We start from the raw sequence: 18,558 nt of genomic DNA, 5'->3' as shown, positions 1-18,558 counted from the left end.
TCTTAATTTCCTGATTTTGCTAGTTTAATAGCTCGCTTAATGCCCGCTTTTTTGATAATTACACGCTTATATTTCCCATCAATGGGATTAGAGTAAGCCGTACCTGTTGAAGGGTAATATTCAACTCGTCTCTTACCTCCAATGATAGAAATATGTTGAGTGCCAGAAACTATCTCACTGTTATTTTCATGTTCAATAACAGATAGTTCAGCATCTAATACAGCATCAATTGCTAGATTAATTGCATCCATAATGTTCACCATCAGTAAGGAATTTCTTCATCTTCTTTAGCTATTGGTTTGCCTTCCAAACAGAGAAGCATTTGGATCTGGTCTTCTAACAAACTTGTTTTTACTTGGGCATCAGCTAGGATTTTTTCTTGCTCATTACGTAGAAAATCAATTTCAGCGTGAATGAGATCAGTTTGAGTAGGCTCTTTAAAAGGAACATCAACAGTGTGTTCAGCAATAACAAAACCTAGCCCAGCATTGGGATCGGCTTTAAATGCGTAGGCGTTATATTGGTAAGAACCATCGAACTGTTTTTGAGCATGAATATAGAGTGTGACTGTTAGGCTTTCAGGTTGTGCTTTCATAGCAACTCCTTTAAAATAACGGTGATCAGTGATTTATCATTGGTCTTGCCTCTTCTAGCGTTTGGTCGCGCTAGTAGAACTCCCGATAGCTTTGGTCGGCAATTCGGGGTAAAGGAACCCACTTCGGTGGGTTTTTTTACGTCTAAAATTTGTTGCCTGATTATTTATCCTCATCAGGCGGTTGAGGCTCCTGCATTCCGCAACGCAAGGATTCTGTGTATAATTCAGTCACCGCAACGCTTTTAAGGAACTGAATTATGAGTAATATCCGCATTAAGTGCCCGGGCTGTGGACAGGATTTTGCTGTAGAAACCATTGTCAAAATCGATAAAATAGACGATCTCGTCGGTCACTCCTGTCTGCACTGTTCCAGAGTAATTACTGAACATGACATCATCAGTCAGGCTAAGAAGCTTAGTCAGGAACTTATCAACCGATTCCGGCGGAAGTAGCGAGATAATTTTTTTAATTTTCTCTTCCATTTTGCTGGTATTAATGGTGATGAATGCCAACTTGTTATCGGAGCCCATATTTCCGCCCTGTTAAATATTGTTGGCGATCTAATGCAGCAAGAGCTGTTTTTAATATTGTTCTTGCTGCTTCATTCGTGTCGGTATGGTCGTTGTCATAGGGGGCTAGCTCATTGCGAATTGTCAAGTTGACAGCATTAACCATTTTCACAATGTGAAATACGCTTAACTCATCAGATGGGAAGCTTGCCAGAACATCTTCGATAGTTTCTGTTGAATTTTCGGTAATACCGCCAACTTGAATGCTAATATCATTTTTGTTATACAATTCAATAAAAGCAGACTTAACTGAGTTAGCAAATTCAATCGCAGACTCTTTTGTTGGATGACTATTTTTTAAAATATCAGCCAATGCAGTCGTTGCAATAAGTTGTACACTTTCTGGTAATTCTTCAAATTTCATATAACCCCCCATTTAAATTAAGTTGCCCGTCTTTCCGAGCTGTCAGGTCTGCCTTGTAGCTTTGGTCGGTAACTAATTTAATTCCCTGGTATTGCTAAAAAATCTGCTGTTATGCCGTGGTAATCATGACAGGTCGCGATGAGAGCTGTGGTTCTCCTCCGACATAACAGCAAAACTAAATCTGAACACTTACCTAAACACTTGCTGTGTTGTTTGTCTTGCTTGTAATTTAAGATAACTTAAATACTTTGTCAATAAAATTTAAAGTTATCTTAAAATACTAGGTTTCTGTTTATGAATGCATGATTTTTATACTACATATATTATGGTATTAATAAGTCATGTTAATACAATGTAATATAAGGGAATTTTTTGGGGGGGGGAGATATCAAAGCCCTTTATATTAAGGGCCTATGCCATGCGTGGTTATTTTTCTTTATTTAATACCATAAAAGTTATAATTAAAGCCCATGAAAAGCTAATTACTTTAAACCATAAGGGGTATTTTTTTTGTAGAGAAAACCAGCAGAAAATCATAGGGAAGAAAAATGTAAATATGAATAGAAATATAAATTTTATCGTAAAAAATTGTTTTTCTTTAATAGCTTGATTCTCTGCTTTTTCTTTTTCTTGTTGCTCAGTTATACGTTTCTCAATCATCTTCTCTATTTGATGTTTTTCTGACTCCCAATTGGGATGATTAGAATCAAGCCATCTTTTTATTTCGAAAACAAATTTTGAAATTTTATTTTTTGCTCTTTGCCCTGTATCGCCTGAAAATTCAACCTCTGAAATAGCACGATTAAAAGATAGTTCAAGAGTGTTGAACTTGTTAATTAATTCATTATCAATGGATATATTTTCAATGGCAACGTCATCACTGTAAATATCAACACCATTGATACTCAAAAAACATAATTTCATTAATTGAACATCATCTTTAGAGTCTTTAATAAAACATTCAAAATCAATCTGTTGTTGTTCAGATTTTGTTAGTTTATTACTAGTCTTTTGTTTTTTAGTTGAGCCAGCTAATTTACTTCTGTATGAAAGACCTGTTCCAGGAATACCTAAATTAGAATGAATTCCATTTTTTCCTATATTAAGGCTAGCCCCTTTTTTCCCTATAGAAATACTACTAATTCCATTTTTTCCTATATTAACTTTTACCCCTGCAATTTTTATTGTTTTTTTAAATCGAAATGCCATTTTAGTACTCCGTATGATAACATTTAGTCAATACAATGTAATAGTTAACCGTATTGTTTTATGGTAGTTTTTTTATTTTAGCATCTACGACAACACCAACTATTCGACAGTTACCATTGATTGATATCATTCTATATTGAGGGTTTAATGGCTTTAAATAATGATGACCAGCATCAATAATATACTGTTTAAATGTGGTTTCGTTTTCACTTTCTAATTTAGCGACTACAAGTTTACCATTTGTTGGTTCTACATTTGGATCTACGAGAATAATCATTCCTTCTGGGATGCTTAATCCAGATGATGAGGTCATTGAGTCCCCCACAACATCTAGCCAAAAGGAATCATTTGAGCAAGATACGGTTGTTTCATACATTTCATCAATATTACATCTATCGTATGGTTCCAATGCTTCAGTCCAAGCTCCAGCCATGACTCTACTGATAAGAGGGTATTTACCTTTTGAATGATGAATTCTCGGGGACTCAATATTGCTTGAATTTTCTTCTTTTCCTTTGAGTATAAATTCAGGTGTACATCCTAAGGCATCAGCAAGAGAGAATAAATTATTACCTGTGGGTTCAGTTTCTTCCTTTTCCCATTGAGAAATCGCAACATGGGAAACTCCCACCTTCGCTGAAAGTGCTTTTTGAGTTAGTCCCAATTCTTTTCTGCGCAATCTAATGCGCTCACCAATCGATGTTTTTATCATAATTAAGTTATCTTAAATCTTCTTGACTTAAGTTTCCTTTAATTGAATACTTAAATAAACTTAAAAAAAGGAGTCCCCAAAATGGTCAAAGAGGATGTTATTAAATACTTCGGTTCACAAAGATCTGTAGCAGAAAAACTTAACATTTCTGATGCTGCGGTACATTATTGGAAAAATATTATTCCAGAAAAGGCCGCATTAAAGCTTTCTCGAATCACTGATGGAAAGTTGAAATATCGACCTGAACTATATAGTAAGGTGGAGTAATTAATTTCCATTAACTATATATGTTCATCGTTAAAAAAACTGATTCTAAATAATCAATTTTGCGACAGGAGACGCATAGATGAATTTTGATATCAACATTATCAGAGCTGAAATTGAGGACTGGGCTGTAGAACAAGGGCAAGAACATGTTGCTATTGAGATTAGCCGAGCTTACTTACGATTAGTGATTAATCAAGAACATGGTCGATTACATGCCATTGAGGATCAAACGGGTAAGGCAGACTGGAAAGCAATCAATAATAACCGGCAACAGATATTCCGTTGGTTACGTGGTGATTCTCGCGCATCTCAAAGAAAAATTGCTGAGTTAATGCCAGCGATTGAAATGGCTCTACCGGCTTCGAGGTTAGCTCGAGTACGCGGAGATACCAAAAACTATTTAGCAACTGTAGCCATTCAGCGTTTTGCTGATGCTATGACTGAAATCTTATTAGAGGGTCGTGACATGTCACACCAAATAAACAATGTAGTACGTGCATTAAATGAGATATCACGCCCGACCAGCGTGCATTAATTCAAGAGGCAAGACCAATGATTAGATCAACTGAAAAAATTACATATCGTAATGGGTTTATGCTGAATGATAAACCTGCACATATTTCAGAAATTGAAGATATTTTTGAGAGTAGACGTGTTATTGCGTTGTTAGTTTGGGAGCAGTATGAGAAGCAAAAACAAAAATTACTGTCGAAGAATTTAACGCCTGCACAGTATCAAAGCGCATGTCGCTCCATAGCTAAATCACTGGGGGTGTAATGTGAGCAATAAATTAACTGGCTATGTATGGGATGCATGTGCTGTTTCAGGTGTTAAGGGTACTAAGTTAATGATCATGGTACGCCTAGCAGATTATTCGAGCGATGAAGGGATCGCTTATCCCAGTGTTGAAACCATCAGTCGTCAAATTGGTGCGGGAATTAGCACAATTCGCAATGCATGTAATGAACTTGAAAATGATGGTTGGTTGGTTAAAAAACAGCGTAGAAATGGTAATCGAAACGCTTCAAATTTATATTTTTTAAATGTCGATAAATTAGAAAAAATTGCATTAGAAGAAAATGCAAAATTAAGAAAACAGCGTGAAAAACTATCAAATTCTCACCGTCCAGATTCTGACCGTTCAGATTCTGACCGTACAGAAAACGATAAAAATATACGGTTTGACCCTCCAGAATCTGGCGTTCAAGGGGGTTTTCACCCTCCAGAATCTGGAGGCGATCCACAAGTAAATTCAAAACATGATCCACAAGTAAATTCAAAACATGATCCACAAGAATTACTCGAGGGGAAAAAATCGAAAAATAAATTCGATCCGAAATTGGCTAAACCGTCAAATGTGAGTGATGAGGTTTGGCAGGATTGGATTAACTTCAGGAAAGAAATTAAAAAACCGCTGACAGAAACCATGTGCAAGCAACAAGCAAAAAAATTATCGCTTTGCACCGATGCCAACGCTGTGATTTGTAATTCAATTGCCAATGGTTGGCAGGGGCTATTTCCTGAAAGATCCGTAGTACAAACTCAAAAAGTAAATTCTCACACTGGGTTTAGCGAAAAAGATTACCAGTCTCAAGATCCGCATTGGTTTGTGGGAGGTGGAAATGTCTGAACAAAATTTACTAACTGCGGTGAATATTCCACCTCGCTTTGCTAATGCGACATTTGAATCATTTGTAGCCTCAACGCCAACAGCAAAACATAATTTAAAAATTTGTCAGCAGTACGTTGAAACTTGGGGTGACCGAAAAAACGCAGGAGAGGGGCTTGTACTGTGTGGAACACCCGGAACTGGTAAAACACACCTTGCAGTATCAATCGCCCGTCAGATTGCCGGAGAATTGCAAGAAACGGTATTCATTACCACAGCCTCACGTATCATTCGCGCTTTTCGAAGAACATGGGCTGGAAATTCAGAATTCAGTGAACTTGATGTACTTGAAAAATATTGCACACCTGATTTGTTAATTATTGATGAAATTGGTGTTCAGTATGGCACTGATTCTGAACGTAATATCTTGTTTGAGGTGATTAATGATCGCTACGAAGATTTGCTACCTACAATTTTGATAAGCAACTTGCCCGTTGTTGATCTACAAGAAATGCTTGGTGAACGAGCCGTGGACAGATTATTACAGGGGGGAACAGTATTAACGTTTAACTGGCCAACATATCGTAGAGGTAATCATCATGCATGAGAAAGAATTAGAACATGCGGTGATTAGTGGTTTGTTAGCTGGTGGTGCTAGTCAAGATGCATATGAGGTATTAGCCACATTACCTGAAGAAGCCTTTAGTTCTAGATATTTTCGTAATGTCTACAAAGAAATTAAAAAACAAGCGCTAGCAAGTTCTTTAATAGATCCCTTTTTTATTGCTGATGCGCTAGGTGAAAAAGGCGATTTAGCAAATTTACTTGAGCTATCTAAAACACCTATTTGGACAGCAAATTTAAAAGGCTATGCCTCAAAAGTTTATAGTTATTATCGTGTTAGAGAAGTCATTCAATTAATTTCCAAGTATCAAAATGATATTACTACTGCAAATAATCATGAACAAGCTGAAGAATTTATTCATCAATTTGCAACCCAAATTGGCCAGCTGACAATTGGTAATCAGAACCTACTTCCTGTGCATTTAAATACACTACTTGAAGGATATGTAGATGTTTTAGAACGCAGAAACAAAGGGGAAGATGCTGTTGGGATGATAAAAAGTGGTATTGAAGCTTTAGATGACAAAATTGGAGGCTTTAATCCAACAGACTTAGTTTTTATTGGCGGTCGTCCTGGGATGGGAAAAACAGAGCTTGCACTAACGATGACTGAGGGAATGACCAGAGATGGAGGCGGTGCATTATTCTTCTCGATGGAAATGTCCAATCAGCAAATTACTGAGCGTCTAGTTGCAGGTTCTGCTCAACTACCAATATCAACATTGAGACATCGTGGGCGATTGGATGATGAAGGATGGGGGCGTTTAAGTTCAGCACTAGGCCATTTAATGGATAGAGATATTCATATCATCGATGCGAGTAATCTAACTATTGAACAAATATGTGCAATCAGTGAAAACCACAAACGTAAATATCCAAATTTGAAAGGAATTTTTGTTGATTATTTAGGGTTAATTAAAAAACCTAAAGCAGAACGTAATGATTTAGCAATTGCGAAAATATCTGCATCTTTAAAAGGATTAGCAAAGAGGTTACACACGCCAACTATTGCGTTAAGCCAGCTATCTCGTGATGTTGATAAAAGACCTATTAATCAACGCCGTCCTGTTTCTGCTGATTTACGCGATTCTGGTAGCTTAGAGCAAGACGCTGACTTAATTTTATTTACCTATAGGGAGGCCGTATATAACCCCAATAGCCCTGCGAAAAATTATGCCGAGATCATTATTGATAAATTTAGACACGGAGAAACCGGCACAGTCTATCAAGAATTTAAGAATGGCCACTATCTGCCTACCGACCAAATTACAGCGTCAGAAGTGTCCAAAATGCAACAACAATCACAGCAAAACGATAAAAGACGTCGTTACGCAGAAAAAGCATTTTAGTTAAAACAGAGGCAAGACCATGACAATTAAAGACTCTCTTACTCACGAATCTCTCGTTCGTGATAATCACCCTATATTACCCGACGATGGGTTAGACCATACACAGTGTCATATTGATCGCCTCCATGCATCAGCAAGAGCGAGAACAAAAGCACCTTATCAACCTAAGGTTAAACCACAAAAATCGACGAGGTAATTATGTCTAGGCGTTCTTATTTGCCTGATGATTTACCTCACAATCGAGCTTTGTGGCCAGAAGAATATCGCGAGTTAGAACAACTTGATTTATTAGCTAGTCGATTAATTAGACAGCTTAAAAATCAAAAAATACATAGAACGCGAGTGTTGGTGGAAATTGAAAAGTTGACTGAGGTACATCGGGAGTTTTTTAGAGATAGGTTGAATTATTGGCGTGAGGTAATGAAAGCATGAGTAAGCATCAAATTAAACACCCCGTGATCCGTTATCACGGAGGTAAATTTCGTTTAGCAAAATGGATATTAAGTTATTTTCCAGAGCATCGTTGCTATGTAGAGCCCTTTGGTGGAGTTGCTAGCGTCTTAATGCAGAAAGAACGTAGCTATGCAGAAATATATAATGATCTAGATAGTGAAGTTGTAAATCTATTCAAGGTATTAAGAGATCCTGAATTAAACATTAAGTTACAAGAGGCTTGCTTACTTACTGCTTATTCCCGTGACGAGTTTATGTTAGCTAAAGAGTTTATTGATAATCCATTAGAGAGAGCTAGACGTATGGTTGTTCGCGCTTGCATGGGGTTTGGTTCTGCTTCTGGTTTAAACGGTAACTCGGGATTTCAGTCTGATAGTAAACGTGAATATTCAATCTACTCACATTTGTGGGCTAAATATCCTGAAAACTTATCTGCAGTTTGTCAGCGTTTGCAGGGAGTCATTATTGAAAATAAGCCGGCATTAGATCTGATTAAAAAACATGACGCCACTGATACTCTATTTTATTTAGATCCTCCATATATGCCTGAAACACGAGTGAGTGGTAATCGTTATTACAACTTTGAAATGACTAATGGGCAACATCATGAGTTACTGCAAATTATTAAGTCTGTTTCTGGAAAAGTAATTATCAGTGGCTATCACTCGAATTTATATGATGATGAATTATCAGGCTGGAGAAAAGTAACCAAAGAGGCTCGTATTTCTGCCGGTCGTGGTACCAAAATTCGTACTGAATGTTTGTGGATGAATTATTGAGGTAAGCTCAATGGCAAAAACAGTAGCAGAACGTAAAGCGGAACAACGTAAACGGCAGAAAGAATTAGGTGTAACTAAAATTGAATTACTTGTAGATAATCAAGAATTGGAAATGATAAAGCGTAATTGTGTATTGCGCATGCCTGGTCGAGAACCGTATGGCATTGTTGAATATTTACAGATGCTTATTCGGAAAGATGATGCTGAGTATAAAAAGCAAGTAGAGAAATTATCTAAACGTAAATGTAAGCGTTGTGGTGATATATTACCTGTTCAGCAATGTTGTATGTCAGGTGATTCCGAATGTTGGGTCACTAGTGGATACAAAGAGTTGAAACTGGTTATCTAACTCAACCTATTGTATTATTACAGTATTGGTCTGAACACCCAATCCTAAATATTTGCTGTGTCAACTGAGAGTTAAGTATGGCACAGCATAGCTTTATCAAAATGTCTAACGATACTCTTGTACCGGCTAACCCTGTTACGAGAGATTTTCTGCATTCAAAAATCAAGTGTGGTGATGTGCTTTCAGCTAATTTTAAGAAAGCTCGTAACCCTCGATTTCATCGTAAATACTTCGCATTACTCAACTTAGGCTATGAATATTGGGAACCAGTTGGCGGTACCATTTCACCTGAGGAGAGGGAGCTTGTGCGTGGTTACATCACATTCCTTTCGTATTACACGGATAATGCTGACGCGCTCTTATCAGCATCCGATATCTATCTAGAAGAAGTCGCACAAAAACGTGCGCAAAATATCTCAGCAACAAAATCATTTGATGCTTTTCGCTATTGGGTTGTAGAGCAAGCTGGTTATTACGATACGTTTGAAATGCCTGACGGTAGTTTACGTCGTGTCGCTAAATCAATCAGTTTTGCAAATATGGACGACTTAGCATTTAGCGAACTCTACAAAGCCACACTCGATGTGCTTTGGAATTTTATCCTTCGTAAGCAATTCCCCACTCAAAAAGCTGTAGAAAATGCAGTATCTCAATTATTAAGTTTTACGTAGAGGCAAGACCAATGATCAAATCAAAGACCAAAGAAGAAAGACAGTGGCTATCAGATGTAGCGGAACTGGGTTGTATTTGTTGTCGCAATATGGGGTTTGGGGCAAGTAGAGCGGAAATACATCATGTTAGAACAGGGCAGGGAATGGCACAACGAGCAAGTCATACAGATGTTTTACCACTGTGTCCGCCACATCATAGGGCGTGTTATGAAACCGGCTTTCATGCATCACCTAAATCATGGCAAGAAATTCATGGTAGCGAGATTGAGTTATTAGAACAGACTAAGCAAGAAGTAATGGAGTTACGAGCATGTCGAGTATAAAGAGCATATCAGATGGGTTAAAACTTGATGATGATCAGGTTGCATGGATCCAGCCTTGGTTATCAAAATTTGGAGCATGGGTATATTCAGGGAGGATAGAAAAAAGGCAAAGCAGTATTATTGCTGAATTTATGGCGACAGTAGAAAGGCGTGATTATCCTGAGCGAGAAATGTGTAATGACGATGACGGAATGTTGATTGCTAAAGTGGTCGATAAAATTTATCACATAGACAGAATAGCGTTTACGCTCTTGTTACTGCGTTATGCCTTCGGTAGTTCAGATCGCGCTATTGCTCGTTATTACCACAATATAGCAAAACCGCGACAAATGATTAGGCGCAATAGAACGGTAGAATATAGAAAACCCTCGATGTCTACATGCCGAAGAGAAATTGAGGACATTATTAATTCAGCCGAATATTTAATTTACCCACATTTAAAAGATGCATTTAAAAAACGAGAAAAAGAGTGGAAAAGTAAAAATAATAGCAAGAACGTGTTGACTTCTTTGAGCCAATGATCCACTATTTAAGTATAAGTTGCCGTTTTTATACAGTGACCAACTAACCCAGCCTAAGCGCTGGGTTTTTTTGTATCTAAAACAGATAAGACTTGCTGTTTACTTTGTTCAGAGTTACATGTGTGTTCGCGACCAATAACTGACCAAAGGTATTAAAATATCATGTTAAAACATAGTGATATGACAGAAGAGGCAAGACTTGTTTTTGAAGTTGTTCCGCATACGAAAGAGGTAACTGTTGGCGAAGTTGCACAGTTTACTTATTTAACTGAGCCACGTTGTCAATTGATATTAACTCAGTTGGCGATGGCGGGGCTAATCAAAGAAAACATCAAAGAAAACACATTTCAAAATATCTAATACTGTGAAAATGGGCGACTGTAAAAGTGTTGGTAGCACCTTTACAGTCATTCACCCGTTCTGGTAGATCACGGACAAACTAAAGCCCACTGCTTATGTGCACAAAGCATAGTGAGCTTATCAAAAAAGGTTCTCCTGATCTATGAAAAATACTGTGAATTTAAACAGTGTAAATTTAGTCAATGATGACTCACTCAGCTATATAAAAACACTTCCCGATAATTGTATTGACTTAATCGCAACTGACCCGCCTTACTTTCAGGTGAAGTCTTGTAATTGGGATAATCAGTGGGAAAACGTAACATCATATTTATCTTGGCTTGATGAAATGCTTGCGGAATTTTGGCGAGTATTAAAGCCTAACGGTAGCCTTTATATTTTTTGCGGTTCGAAACTAGCGTCAGATACAGAATTACTCGTTCGTGAAAGATTTAATATTCTAAGTCACATTGTATGGGCTAAACCGTCAGGACCTTGGCGCAGGGCATGTAAAGCTGATTTACGTAGTTTCTTTCCAAGCACTGAAAGAATTTTATTTGCTGAACATTATCAAAGTCCATACAAGGGCAAAAGTAGTGCTTATCTTCAGCAATGCAAAGCGCTTAAAGAAAATGTATTTAAGCCTTTAATTGAGTATTTTAAATCTGCACGTGAATCGTTAGGAATAACAGCAAAAGAAATAAAACAGGCCACAGGTAAACAAATGGCTTCACACTGGTTTAGTTACAGCCAATGGCAACTACCGAGTGAGTCTGACTACAAAAAACTGCAGGAGCTGTTTCATCGCGTAGCAAGTGAAAAGTTTAGTAGTAATCCTTTAAATCGTGATCATGCTGATTTGATAGAGGTTCAGGTTTCTCTTAGTCGAGAGTACCAGGAGCTTGCTGAACAATATCAATTATTACGTCGTCCTTTTTCTGTCACAGTTGATGTTCCTTACACCGATGTATGGACGTATCCACCTGTGCAATATTACGCAGGTAAACATCCTTGTGAAAAACCAGCTGAAATGATGGAACACATTATTCGCTCAAGCAGTCGCGAAGGTGATCTGGTTGCTGATTTTTTTATGGGGTCGGGTGCAACACTGAAAGCAGCACTAAAACTTAATCGAAAGGTATTAGGTGTGGAGCTTGAGAAAGAGCGGTTTGAGCAAACAGAACAAGAAATAAAAGCGCTAACTTGTAAGTAATCCTTACAAGTTCAACTCTCCGGAATTTTCGGATAGTTAACATGTTCGGTTATTCCGAACAACTCATTTTGAAGATCGCTTCGGCGGTCTTTTTTCGTATATGCCGACCACAGAACAATTACTCTCGTTATCACGTTCACACAAGAGCTGTGAGTCGGCGTTCTATTAACTAAATTCCTCCTATGGGGAGGTGGGTATGAAACGTATGCCAGAAAAATTCGAATGGGAGCAGATTTTACGCTGGTTACAATCGGTCCTCCCACTCTTAGGTGGATTTACTATTGCTACAACAATTGCATACATCAGAGAAAGACAGGCTGGTTCTCAATGGAAGCGTTCTTTAGGTGAGGCTGTTATGTGTGGCTTGCTTAGTGTTGGAACTATTCGGTTTATTGATTGGTGGCTATCACGTAGTGGTGATGCTAGTTCGTGGGCATTATTGGCGGAATTCTGTGGTGTTGTAATTGGATTCTTAGGGACAAAGAAACTATACGCACTTTTTGAGGGTGCGGTCAAAATAGTAAAGGCTAAGTTTGGAGTTAAAGATGACTAGACCAGCACGCGGGGAAAGAAACAACAACCCTGGTAATATTCGACACGGTTCAAAATGGCAAGGACTATCTGCACAGCAAACCGATAAAGACTTTTGCCAATTCGTATCACCTGAATATGGTATACGAGCAATCTATGTATTGATGCGAACCTACGAAAAGAAATACGGGTTATGTTCTATCCGTGAAATCATCAATCGCTATGCTCCGCCCAAAGAAAATAATACTGAGGGATACATTCATCGAGTCGCTAAAGAATTGAATGTAAGTACGGAAGATTGTGTATCAGTCAACAAAAAAGAAGTTATGATTGCATTGGGCACAGCGATTGTTGGTGTTGAGCTGGGTTATCAGCCTTACAGCCCAAAAGTATTTGAAGATGCATGGTTGTTGTTATGAATCTAGGCGAAACGATAGTGTCCGTGGGCGTTATTTTGATGATGAGCGTCGGTATGACGTGGCAGGGTAACAGGATTGGTAAGCTAAAAGCTTCAAATGCTGAATTAACTAGTCAACTATCTCAACAAGTCGAAATCAACAAAGACTACCAAGCTCGTATCACTCGACTAAATCAACTCGATATTAAATATACTCAGGAATTAGCCAGTGCAAAGAATGAAATTGATGGGTTGCGTGATGATATTCGCAATGGCACTAAGCGGGTGTACATCAAGGCCGAGTGTCCAAAGTCCGACAGTAGTACCTCCTCCAGCTTGGATGTTAGCAGACCCACCCCCGTGGAGAGAGACACTGAAGAAAATATACTCAATCTCGTGGAACAAATTGAAACACTCGAAAGTCAATACCTTGGTTTAAGGGATTATACAAATACAGAATGTCTAAGATAATACTAGTGACATTAGTAATTATTGATAATATTTGAGCCTACGACTGGTGCTATATCTATTAGAGCCATATATACAATAGCTAGGTCTCCTTGGTCGTCTGTTTTGCTAGAGTAGCAAGGCCAAAAATTTTCATTTATATTTTTTTTAGGGTGATTTAGTTCTTCAGCCAAATCAATAATCAAATCAGTATATTCAACTGGAGCGAATCGCATACAAGAATAAAATAAACTTTTCCCAATCAATTCATCATTAGCATATAGTTGACGCATTTCGGTGCATGCATGTAATACACCAGCTACGGCAATAGCTCTTAGCTTTATATCATCAATATCTCGATTGAAAAATATTTTCTCTTTGAAGATAGACTCAATGGAAACAATATTATTAAGTATGGTGGCATCAAGTTTCTCTATTCTTTTTTTTAACGCTCTTTTCTTTAAAAAGCTAATCATTAGATACCCTATTTGTTAATTTTTCACATTAACTAATTCTACATATATTTTAAATTTTTTCAGGATTGTGAATCACAAAGTCCACTATGGTGAGTTTTCTAATAGGCTAAGGAGATAAACACAATGGCAAAACCGGATTGGGGGATGCTACAACAACAGTTCCTCGCCGAACATGCTATAACAGGAATATCCCCTAAAGAGTGGTGCGAACTAAAGGAACTAAACTACGCAACAGCACGACGATATATCAAAATATCCAGTGCGCAGAATGCGCAAAAAACTGCGCACAAGAAATTGCGCACTGCGCAGAAAAAAGAAAGCACAAAAGAGCCAATGCGCAATAGTGATATACCCACTGCGCAGAGTAATGAATCCAGTAATGCGCATGATGATGAAAACACGTTTAGTCTGCGCAATTACGGGCTAACTGAACAACAGATTAAATTTGTTAGTGAATACCTTATCGACTTAAATCGAACAGGAGCATATAAGCGAGCCGGTTATAAAGGCGAAGGAAATACAGCTTATGTCAATGCTACTCGTATGCTAAGAAATGCTAAGGTTTCACGAGCAATCACTGACGCATTAGCAGAACGGGAACGCAGAACAGAGATAACCCAAGATGCTGTATTAAAAATATGGTGGGATATTGCAACGGCAGACGTTAACGAACTGACTGAATACCGTCGATTATGTTGCCGTCATTGCTGGGGCTTTGGTTTCAATTACCAGTGGCGTGATTCAATAGAGTTTGAAGATGCTACTAAAAAAGCGCTTACAGCCAATAAACCGCCTCCACAAGATGTGGGTGGCTACGGTTACGATGAAACATTAGATCCAAATCCTGATTGCCCTCGTTGTAACGGTGCCGGTATTGGCCGTGCGTACTTTCATGATACGCGTGATTTAACAGGGCCAGCTCGTCGAGTATTTGCTGGCGTGAAAGAAGGGAAGTTTGGTGTTGAGGTTATTACTCGTAATCAAGATGAAGCGCTTAAGATGGTTGCACAGCATTTAGGCATGCTGAAGAACAAGACGGAATTAACGGGTGCCGATGGTGGACCTATCAAAACAGAGATAGCTAACTTGTCACCTCAAGAAGCATCTGACGCATATAAGCAAATTATGGGGTAAATTGATAAAAATAGCGGTTTCATTGAAAAATTAGGCTATGCAAAATCACACCTATTTTATGCACGTTTTATTCATTCTAAATTGTACCCATTTCAATAGATAACTTAGATAAATAGCGCTTACACATAGAAAATACACTCAGTTGATTTTCGGTAGGGCGTGTAAGCACTATTATGTTAAATGAAAGCTATTTTTATAAATATTTGTGGCTAGTGGGTAGCCGTGTCAGGTCTTAGAATCCTACCAAGAGCTTTTATTGCGGCAATTTTCACATCATTGTTGATGTCTCTAGTTAAATCGGTCAATCTGGATATGGTAGCAGTGGTTTTATAACCAGATTCTCCTAGAGCATAAATAGCAGCAGTTTTTACATCATTATTTGTGTCTCTAGTAAGATCAACCAATCTAGATATTGCAGTTGTAGACATATTTCCTCCTTAATTGAACTTTCTAATTTGCTTTAAATTTAATTTATATTCAAGGTGGTAACGTCACATTATGCCAATCCCATTCCCGTTTGATTTTAAAAATCCTGACTACCCGCAGGTGTTTGAATGGCGAATGGAACGATTAACACGAATTCGCCAAAATCCAGAAGCTATACCAGCCCTCAACGCTTATTACAAAGATAATCCAGCTCAATTTATTATTGATTGGGGAATGACGTATGACCCACGAAACCCTGAGAGAGGATTACCGTCATATATCCCATTTTTATTATTTCCTCGACAAGAGGAATGGATTGAATGGTTTATCGAACGATGGAAAGGGCAAGAGCCTGGTATTACAGAAAAGACGCGTGATATGGGTATGAGTTGGCTAACGGTCGGCTTATCTTGCACTGTATGTAATTTCAATCGTGGTATTAGTGTCGGCATAGGTAGTCGTAAAGAAGAGTATGTCGATAAAATCGGGGTACCTAAATCACTGTTAGAGAAAGCCCGTATCTTCATGTCTTATCTGCCGGCTGAATTTCGTTTTGGTTGGAATAGAAACAAAGACGCACCACACATGAGAATAAAATTTCCTCATACTGACTCAATCATATCGGGTGAGTGTGGTGATGGTATTGGGCGAGGGGATCGCGTAAGTTTTTATATTGTTGATGAGTCCGCTTTCCTCGAACGGCCATCTCTTATTGACGCTTCTTTATCAGCCACAACTAACTGCAGACAAGATATTTCAACGCCAAATGGAAATGCTAATAGCTTCGCTATCCGTAGGCATAGCGGAAAAATACCAGTATTTACATTCCACTGGAGAGAAGACCCAAGGAAAGACCAAGCATGGTACGACAAGCAGGTTGAAGTTTTAGATCCCGTTACAGTCGCTCAAGAAATAGATATAGATTACAACGCATCCGTTGAAGGGGTGATTATTCCTTCTGCATGGATACAGTCTGCAATAGACGCACATATCAAGTTGGGAATTGAACCAACAGGTAAGCGCCTTGGTGCTCTTGACGTAGCTGACGAAGGTATAGATAAAAATGCCTTTGTATCAGGTAAAGGAATATTGGTAGATGCTTGTGAAGAGTGGAGTGGGAAAGGTGCTGATATCTACCAAACCGTGGTTAAGGCAATCAATTTAGCCAGTGATTATGGTTGTAGTGAGGTTCTATATGATGCTGATGGTATTGGTGCCGGTTGTCGTGGTGATTCAAGACAAGTCAATGAAGAACGGAAGTTAGCTGGTTTAAATCCTGTTACCTTTTCTGCTTACAAAGGAAGTTCTGGTGTACTAAATCCGGATAAGGTTTTAATGAAAGATGCCAGCGGTAGAAATATTACGAATAAGGACTTTTTCCAAAACTTTAAATCTCAATCTTGGTGGCATTTGCGGACATTGTTTTTAAATACCCATAGAGCGGTTAATGGTATGAAATATGATCCTGATGAGATTATTTCGTTATCTTCAAAGATGTCATCTTTATCGAGATTAACTTCCGAACTCTGCCAGCCAACGTACACAAAAAACTCAGCAGGTAAAATCGTCGTTGATAAAAAACCTAACGGTGCTAAGTCTCCAAACTGTGCTGATGGCTTAGTCATTCTTAAATCTCCTGAGAAAAGAAGCGGTAGTTTCTTCACAACTAAGAGGTAATTCTATGTGGTGGCCGTTTAAGAGGCGAAAAACAGAACCACTCGCACCGGTTAAACGGTCAGCATTCACAACTGACTTATATCCTGCGCTGGCGCGAGAACAGGGCTTTGATGGGATTAATTTACCCCAACCCACAATTGCAGGTGTTGCGATGGATAGCATTGATAGCTACGTGCCCTCGTTTAAAGGTGAGCAGGTTTATGGTGTGCCAGAGTCACAGGCCTCATGGTATGCCTCACAAATGTTTATCGGCAACAATATGTGTGCGGTTATCGCTAAACACTGGCTGGTGGATAAAGCCTGCAATATGCCCGCGCGTGATGCAATTCGCCAAGGCTACGATATTGATTGTGATAACGATGATGATCGCGCTATCAGTAAAAAGCTCCGCAAACGAGATAAAAAATACCGCATTACACATCAGCTTAAAGAGCTGGTTCACTTTGGGCGTGTATACGGTGGTCGTTTAGCATTATTCGTTGTGGAGACATCAAACCCGAAAGAGTGGTATGAAAACCCGTTTAATATCGATGGTGTGACCAAAGGCATGTACAAGGGGATTAAACAGATTGATCCACAATGGGTAACACCTGATTTAACGGACGCCAATGTTCAAGATCCTGCTAGCATGGATTTCTACGAGCCGACCTATTATGTGATTGGTGGGCGTAAATATCACAAGTCTCACTTTATTAAGTTTGTACCGTTTCCTGTGCCTAACGTGCTTAAGCCAATGTACAACTACTTTGGTGTTTCTGTTCCTGAGCGCATTTATGAGCGTGTCTATGCTTCAGAGCGTACCGCTAATGAAGCGCCACAACTGGCGATGACTAAGCGTTTACTTACGATGGGGATCGCAGACCTTGAATCGGCAGATAAGAGCATTATCAATGAAAACATGCTCTATTTTATGGAGATGCGCGATAACTACGGTGTGCAAATGACGGGCAGTGGTGACACAGTTCAACAGTTCGACACCTCATTAGCGGATTTAGATGCCACGATTATGACGCAATATCAGCTGGTGGCATCGGCGTCCAATGTACCGGCAACAAAGCTATTAGGCACTACACCGAAAGGCTTTAACTCAACGGGGGAATACGAAGAAGCCAATTACCGCGAAGAGCTTGAAAGTATCCAATCAAACGACCTTGAAGAGCTATTGCAGCGCCATTACGACATGTTAATGCGTAGTGATGGTTTACCTGTGACAGAAATCTCTATCACATGGGCGCCACTTGATAGCCCGACGGCTGTTGAGAGTGCGGATATTGAACTGAAAGAAGCGCAGACCGATGTGGCACTGGCTTCGACTGGTGCGATAGATGGGTTAGATATCCGTAAAAAACTGGCCAGCAATAAAGAGTCCAGCTATTACGGCATTGAAGTGAACGAGGCAGATTATGTCGAGGCGAATACGAGTACGAACGAAGCGAGCGCAATGGGCAATTTCGCGTCAAGCGGTCATGAAGGGGAAACCTCTGCAGTATTCAGTCGCCCCAGCTAGTCGTTATCAAGGTGACA

At 38.9% G+C, this 18,558-nt stretch carries 29 protein-coding genes; 21 read left to right on the top strand and 8 right to left on the bottom strand.

The window, feature by feature from the left end; translation table 11 throughout:
* Positions 1-2 precede the first annotated feature (2 nt).
* The 6 genes from AACQ49_RS09690 to AACQ49_RS09665 all read right to left on the bottom strand — a co-directional run bounded on the left by AACQ49_RS09690 (position 3) and on the right by AACQ49_RS09665 (position 3,449).
* Entirely contained in the window at positions 3-251 is a 249-nt protein-coding gene (locus AACQ49_RS09690) for a hypothetical protein (RefSeq protein WP_023843544.1), read from the bottom strand.
* A gap of 11 nt (positions 252-262) precedes the next feature.
* Positions 263-595 carry a hypothetical protein gene (locus AACQ49_RS09685; protein WP_004250525.1) on the bottom strand — a complete coding sequence of 111 codons (333 nt, stop codon included), beginning with the start codon at positions 593-595 and terminating at the stop codon, positions 263-265.
* 242 nt (positions 596-837) lie between these two features.
* Complete coding sequence (locus tag AACQ49_RS09680) at positions 838-1,125, bottom strand: hypothetical protein (RefSeq protein WP_109828992.1); 288 nt, start codon at positions 1,123-1,125, stop codon at positions 838-840.
* Complete coding sequence (locus AACQ49_RS09675; RefSeq protein ID WP_109828991.1) at positions 1,112-1,528, bottom strand: hypothetical protein; 417 nt, start codon at positions 1,526-1,528, stop codon at positions 1,112-1,114. Before AACQ49_RS09675 ends, AACQ49_RS09680 begins: the two co-directional genes overlap by 14 nt.
* A gap of 426 nt (positions 1,529-1,954) precedes the next feature.
* Positions 1,955-2,737: a DUF4236 domain-containing protein gene (locus tag AACQ49_RS09670; protein ID WP_080047787.1), complete on the bottom strand. Its 783-nt coding sequence runs from the start codon at positions 2,735-2,737 to the stop codon at positions 1,955-1,957.
* A 58-nt stretch (positions 2,738-2,795) separates the two neighbouring features.
* The gene (locus tag AACQ49_RS09665; protein ID WP_080047788.1) at positions 2,796-3,449 is read right to left on the bottom strand and encodes a LexA family protein; all 654 of its coding nucleotides are present in this window, start codon (positions 3,447-3,449) and stop codon (positions 2,796-2,798) included.
* Positions 3,450-3,530: 81 nt separating this feature from the next.
* Between AACQ49_RS09665 and AACQ49_RS09660 the strand changes: the two genes are divergently transcribed.
* From AACQ49_RS09660 to AACQ49_RS09575, 18 genes are all read left to right on the top strand, one after another.
* Positions 3,531-3,716: a Cro/CI family transcriptional regulator gene (locus AACQ49_RS09660; protein ID WP_074924457.1), complete on the top strand. Its 186-nt coding sequence runs from the start codon at positions 3,531-3,533 to the stop codon at positions 3,714-3,716.
* 79 nt (positions 3,717-3,795) lie between these two features.
* Positions 3,796-4,251, top strand: coding sequence for a toxin YdaT family protein (locus tag AACQ49_RS09655; protein ID WP_020945464.1), 456 nt, complete (start codon positions 3,796-3,798; stop codon positions 4,249-4,251).
* A gap of 17 nt (positions 4,252-4,268) precedes the next feature.
* Positions 4,269-4,493: a hypothetical protein gene (locus AACQ49_RS09650; protein WP_099659439.1), complete on the top strand. Its 225-nt coding sequence runs from the start codon at positions 4,269-4,271 to the stop codon at positions 4,491-4,493.
* A 1-nt stretch (position 4,494) separates the two neighbouring features.
* A complete protein-coding gene (locus AACQ49_RS09645) occupies positions 4,495-5,346 on the top strand; it encodes a helix-turn-helix domain-containing protein (protein ID WP_109828990.1) in 852 nt (283 codons plus the stop codon).
* Positions 5,339-5,932 carry an ATP-binding protein gene (locus AACQ49_RS09640; protein WP_099659441.1) on the top strand — a complete coding sequence of 198 codons (594 nt, stop codon included), beginning with the start codon at positions 5,339-5,341 and terminating at the stop codon, positions 5,930-5,932. Before AACQ49_RS09645 ends, AACQ49_RS09640 begins: the two co-directional genes overlap by 8 nt.
* Positions 5,925-7,298 (top strand): replicative DNA helicase, encoded by a 1,374-nt coding sequence (locus tag AACQ49_RS09635; RefSeq protein WP_004250539.1) that lies wholly within the window; start codon positions 5,925-5,927, stop codon positions 7,296-7,298. Before AACQ49_RS09640 ends, AACQ49_RS09635 begins: the two co-directional genes overlap by 8 nt.
* Positions 7,299-7,317: 19 nt before the next feature.
* Complete coding sequence (locus AACQ49_RS09630) at positions 7,318-7,494, top strand: hypothetical protein (protein WP_004250541.1); 177 nt, start codon at positions 7,318-7,320, stop codon at positions 7,492-7,494.
* A 2-nt stretch (positions 7,495-7,496) separates the two neighbouring features.
* Positions 7,497-7,730: a hypothetical protein gene (locus AACQ49_RS09625; protein WP_036895390.1), complete on the top strand. Its 234-nt coding sequence runs from the start codon at positions 7,497-7,499 to the stop codon at positions 7,728-7,730.
* Positions 7,727-8,530 (top strand): DNA adenine methylase, encoded by an 804-nt coding sequence (locus AACQ49_RS09620; protein ID WP_049219165.1) that lies wholly within the window; start codon positions 7,727-7,729, stop codon positions 8,528-8,530. The genes AACQ49_RS09625 and AACQ49_RS09620 overlap by 4 nt, the downstream gene beginning before the upstream one ends.
* Positions 8,531-8,540: 10 nt before the next feature.
* Positions 8,541-8,879, top strand: coding sequence for a hypothetical protein (locus tag AACQ49_RS09615; RefSeq protein WP_046335186.1), 339 nt, complete (start codon positions 8,541-8,543; stop codon positions 8,877-8,879).
* Positions 8,880-8,956: 77 nt separating this feature from the next.
* On the top strand, positions 8,957-9,550 hold the full coding sequence (locus AACQ49_RS09610) for a DUF1367 family protein (RefSeq protein WP_036895384.1): 594 nt from the start codon (positions 8,957-8,959) through the stop codon (positions 9,548-9,550).
* 11 nt (positions 9,551-9,561) lie between these two features.
* Positions 9,562-9,873, top strand: coding sequence for a Ref family recombination enhancement nuclease (locus tag AACQ49_RS09605; RefSeq protein WP_123822001.1), 312 nt, complete (start codon positions 9,562-9,564; stop codon positions 9,871-9,873).
* On the top strand, positions 9,861-10,394 hold the full coding sequence (locus AACQ49_RS09600; protein WP_049211165.1) for an antiterminator Q family protein: 534 nt from the start codon (positions 9,861-9,863) through the stop codon (positions 10,392-10,394). Before AACQ49_RS09605 ends, AACQ49_RS09600 begins: the two co-directional genes overlap by 13 nt.
* A 162-nt stretch (positions 10,395-10,556) precedes the next feature.
* Complete coding sequence (locus AACQ49_RS09595; RefSeq protein ID WP_004250554.1) at positions 10,557-10,754, top strand: hypothetical protein; 198 nt, start codon at positions 10,557-10,559, stop codon at positions 10,752-10,754.
* A gap of 142 nt (positions 10,755-10,896) precedes the next feature.
* Positions 10,897-11,946, top strand: coding sequence for a DNA-methyltransferase (locus tag AACQ49_RS09590; protein WP_202609146.1), 1,050 nt, complete (start codon positions 10,897-10,899; stop codon positions 11,944-11,946).
* 196 nt (positions 11,947-12,142) lie between these two features.
* Positions 12,143-12,499 (top strand): phage holin family protein, encoded by a 357-nt coding sequence (locus tag AACQ49_RS09585; protein WP_223878670.1) that lies wholly within the window; start codon positions 12,143-12,145, stop codon positions 12,497-12,499.
* Positions 12,492-12,896 (top strand): structural protein, encoded by a 405-nt coding sequence (locus AACQ49_RS09580; RefSeq protein WP_088206650.1) that lies wholly within the window; start codon positions 12,492-12,494, stop codon positions 12,894-12,896. Before AACQ49_RS09585 ends, AACQ49_RS09580 begins: the two co-directional genes overlap by 8 nt.
* Positions 12,893-13,345 (top strand): lysis system i-spanin subunit Rz, encoded by a 453-nt coding sequence (locus AACQ49_RS09575; protein ID WP_161745699.1) that lies wholly within the window; start codon positions 12,893-12,895, stop codon positions 13,343-13,345. Before AACQ49_RS09580 ends, AACQ49_RS09575 begins: the two co-directional genes overlap by 4 nt.
* Positions 13,346-13,356: 11 nt before the next feature.
* Here AACQ49_RS09575 and AACQ49_RS09570 read toward each other — a convergent pair whose 3' ends face one another.
* Positions 13,357-13,797, bottom strand: a complete 441-nt coding sequence (locus AACQ49_RS09570) for a hypothetical protein (protein ID WP_161710368.1) — start codon at positions 13,795-13,797, stop codon at positions 13,357-13,359.
* A 123-nt stretch (positions 13,798-13,920) separates the two neighbouring features.
* Here AACQ49_RS09570 and AACQ49_RS09565 point away from each other — a divergent pair, with 123 nt between their 5' ends.
* Positions 13,921-14,931, top strand: coding sequence for a terminase small subunit (locus AACQ49_RS09565; protein WP_161745697.1), 1,011 nt, complete (start codon positions 13,921-13,923; stop codon positions 14,929-14,931).
* Positions 14,932-15,140: 209 nt separating this feature from the next.
* Here AACQ49_RS09565 and AACQ49_RS09560 read toward each other — a convergent pair whose 3' ends face one another.
* A complete protein-coding gene (locus tag AACQ49_RS09560) occupies positions 15,141-15,359 on the bottom strand; it encodes a HEAT repeat domain-containing protein (RefSeq protein ID WP_049211469.1) in 219 nt (72 codons plus the stop codon).
* A 70-nt stretch (positions 15,360-15,429) separates the two neighbouring features.
* Between AACQ49_RS09560 and AACQ49_RS09555 the strand changes: the two genes are divergently transcribed.
* Positions 15,430-17,034, top strand: coding sequence for a TerL protein (locus AACQ49_RS09555; RefSeq protein ID WP_074924317.1), 1,605 nt, complete (start codon positions 15,430-15,432; stop codon positions 17,032-17,034).
* A gap of 4 nt (positions 17,035-17,038) precedes the next feature.
* Positions 17,039-18,541, top strand: coding sequence for a phage portal protein (locus AACQ49_RS09550; protein WP_161745695.1), 1,503 nt, complete (start codon positions 17,039-17,041; stop codon positions 18,539-18,541).
* Positions 18,542-18,558: the final 17 nt, after the last annotated feature.

It is taken from the genome of Proteus sp. G2675, from assembly GCF_963886535.1.
In the GTDB taxonomy this organism is placed as follows: Bacteria; Pseudomonadota; Gammaproteobacteria; order Enterobacterales; family Enterobacteriaceae; genus Proteus; species Proteus mirabilis.
This window is presented reverse-complemented; position numbering and strand designations above follow the sequence as displayed.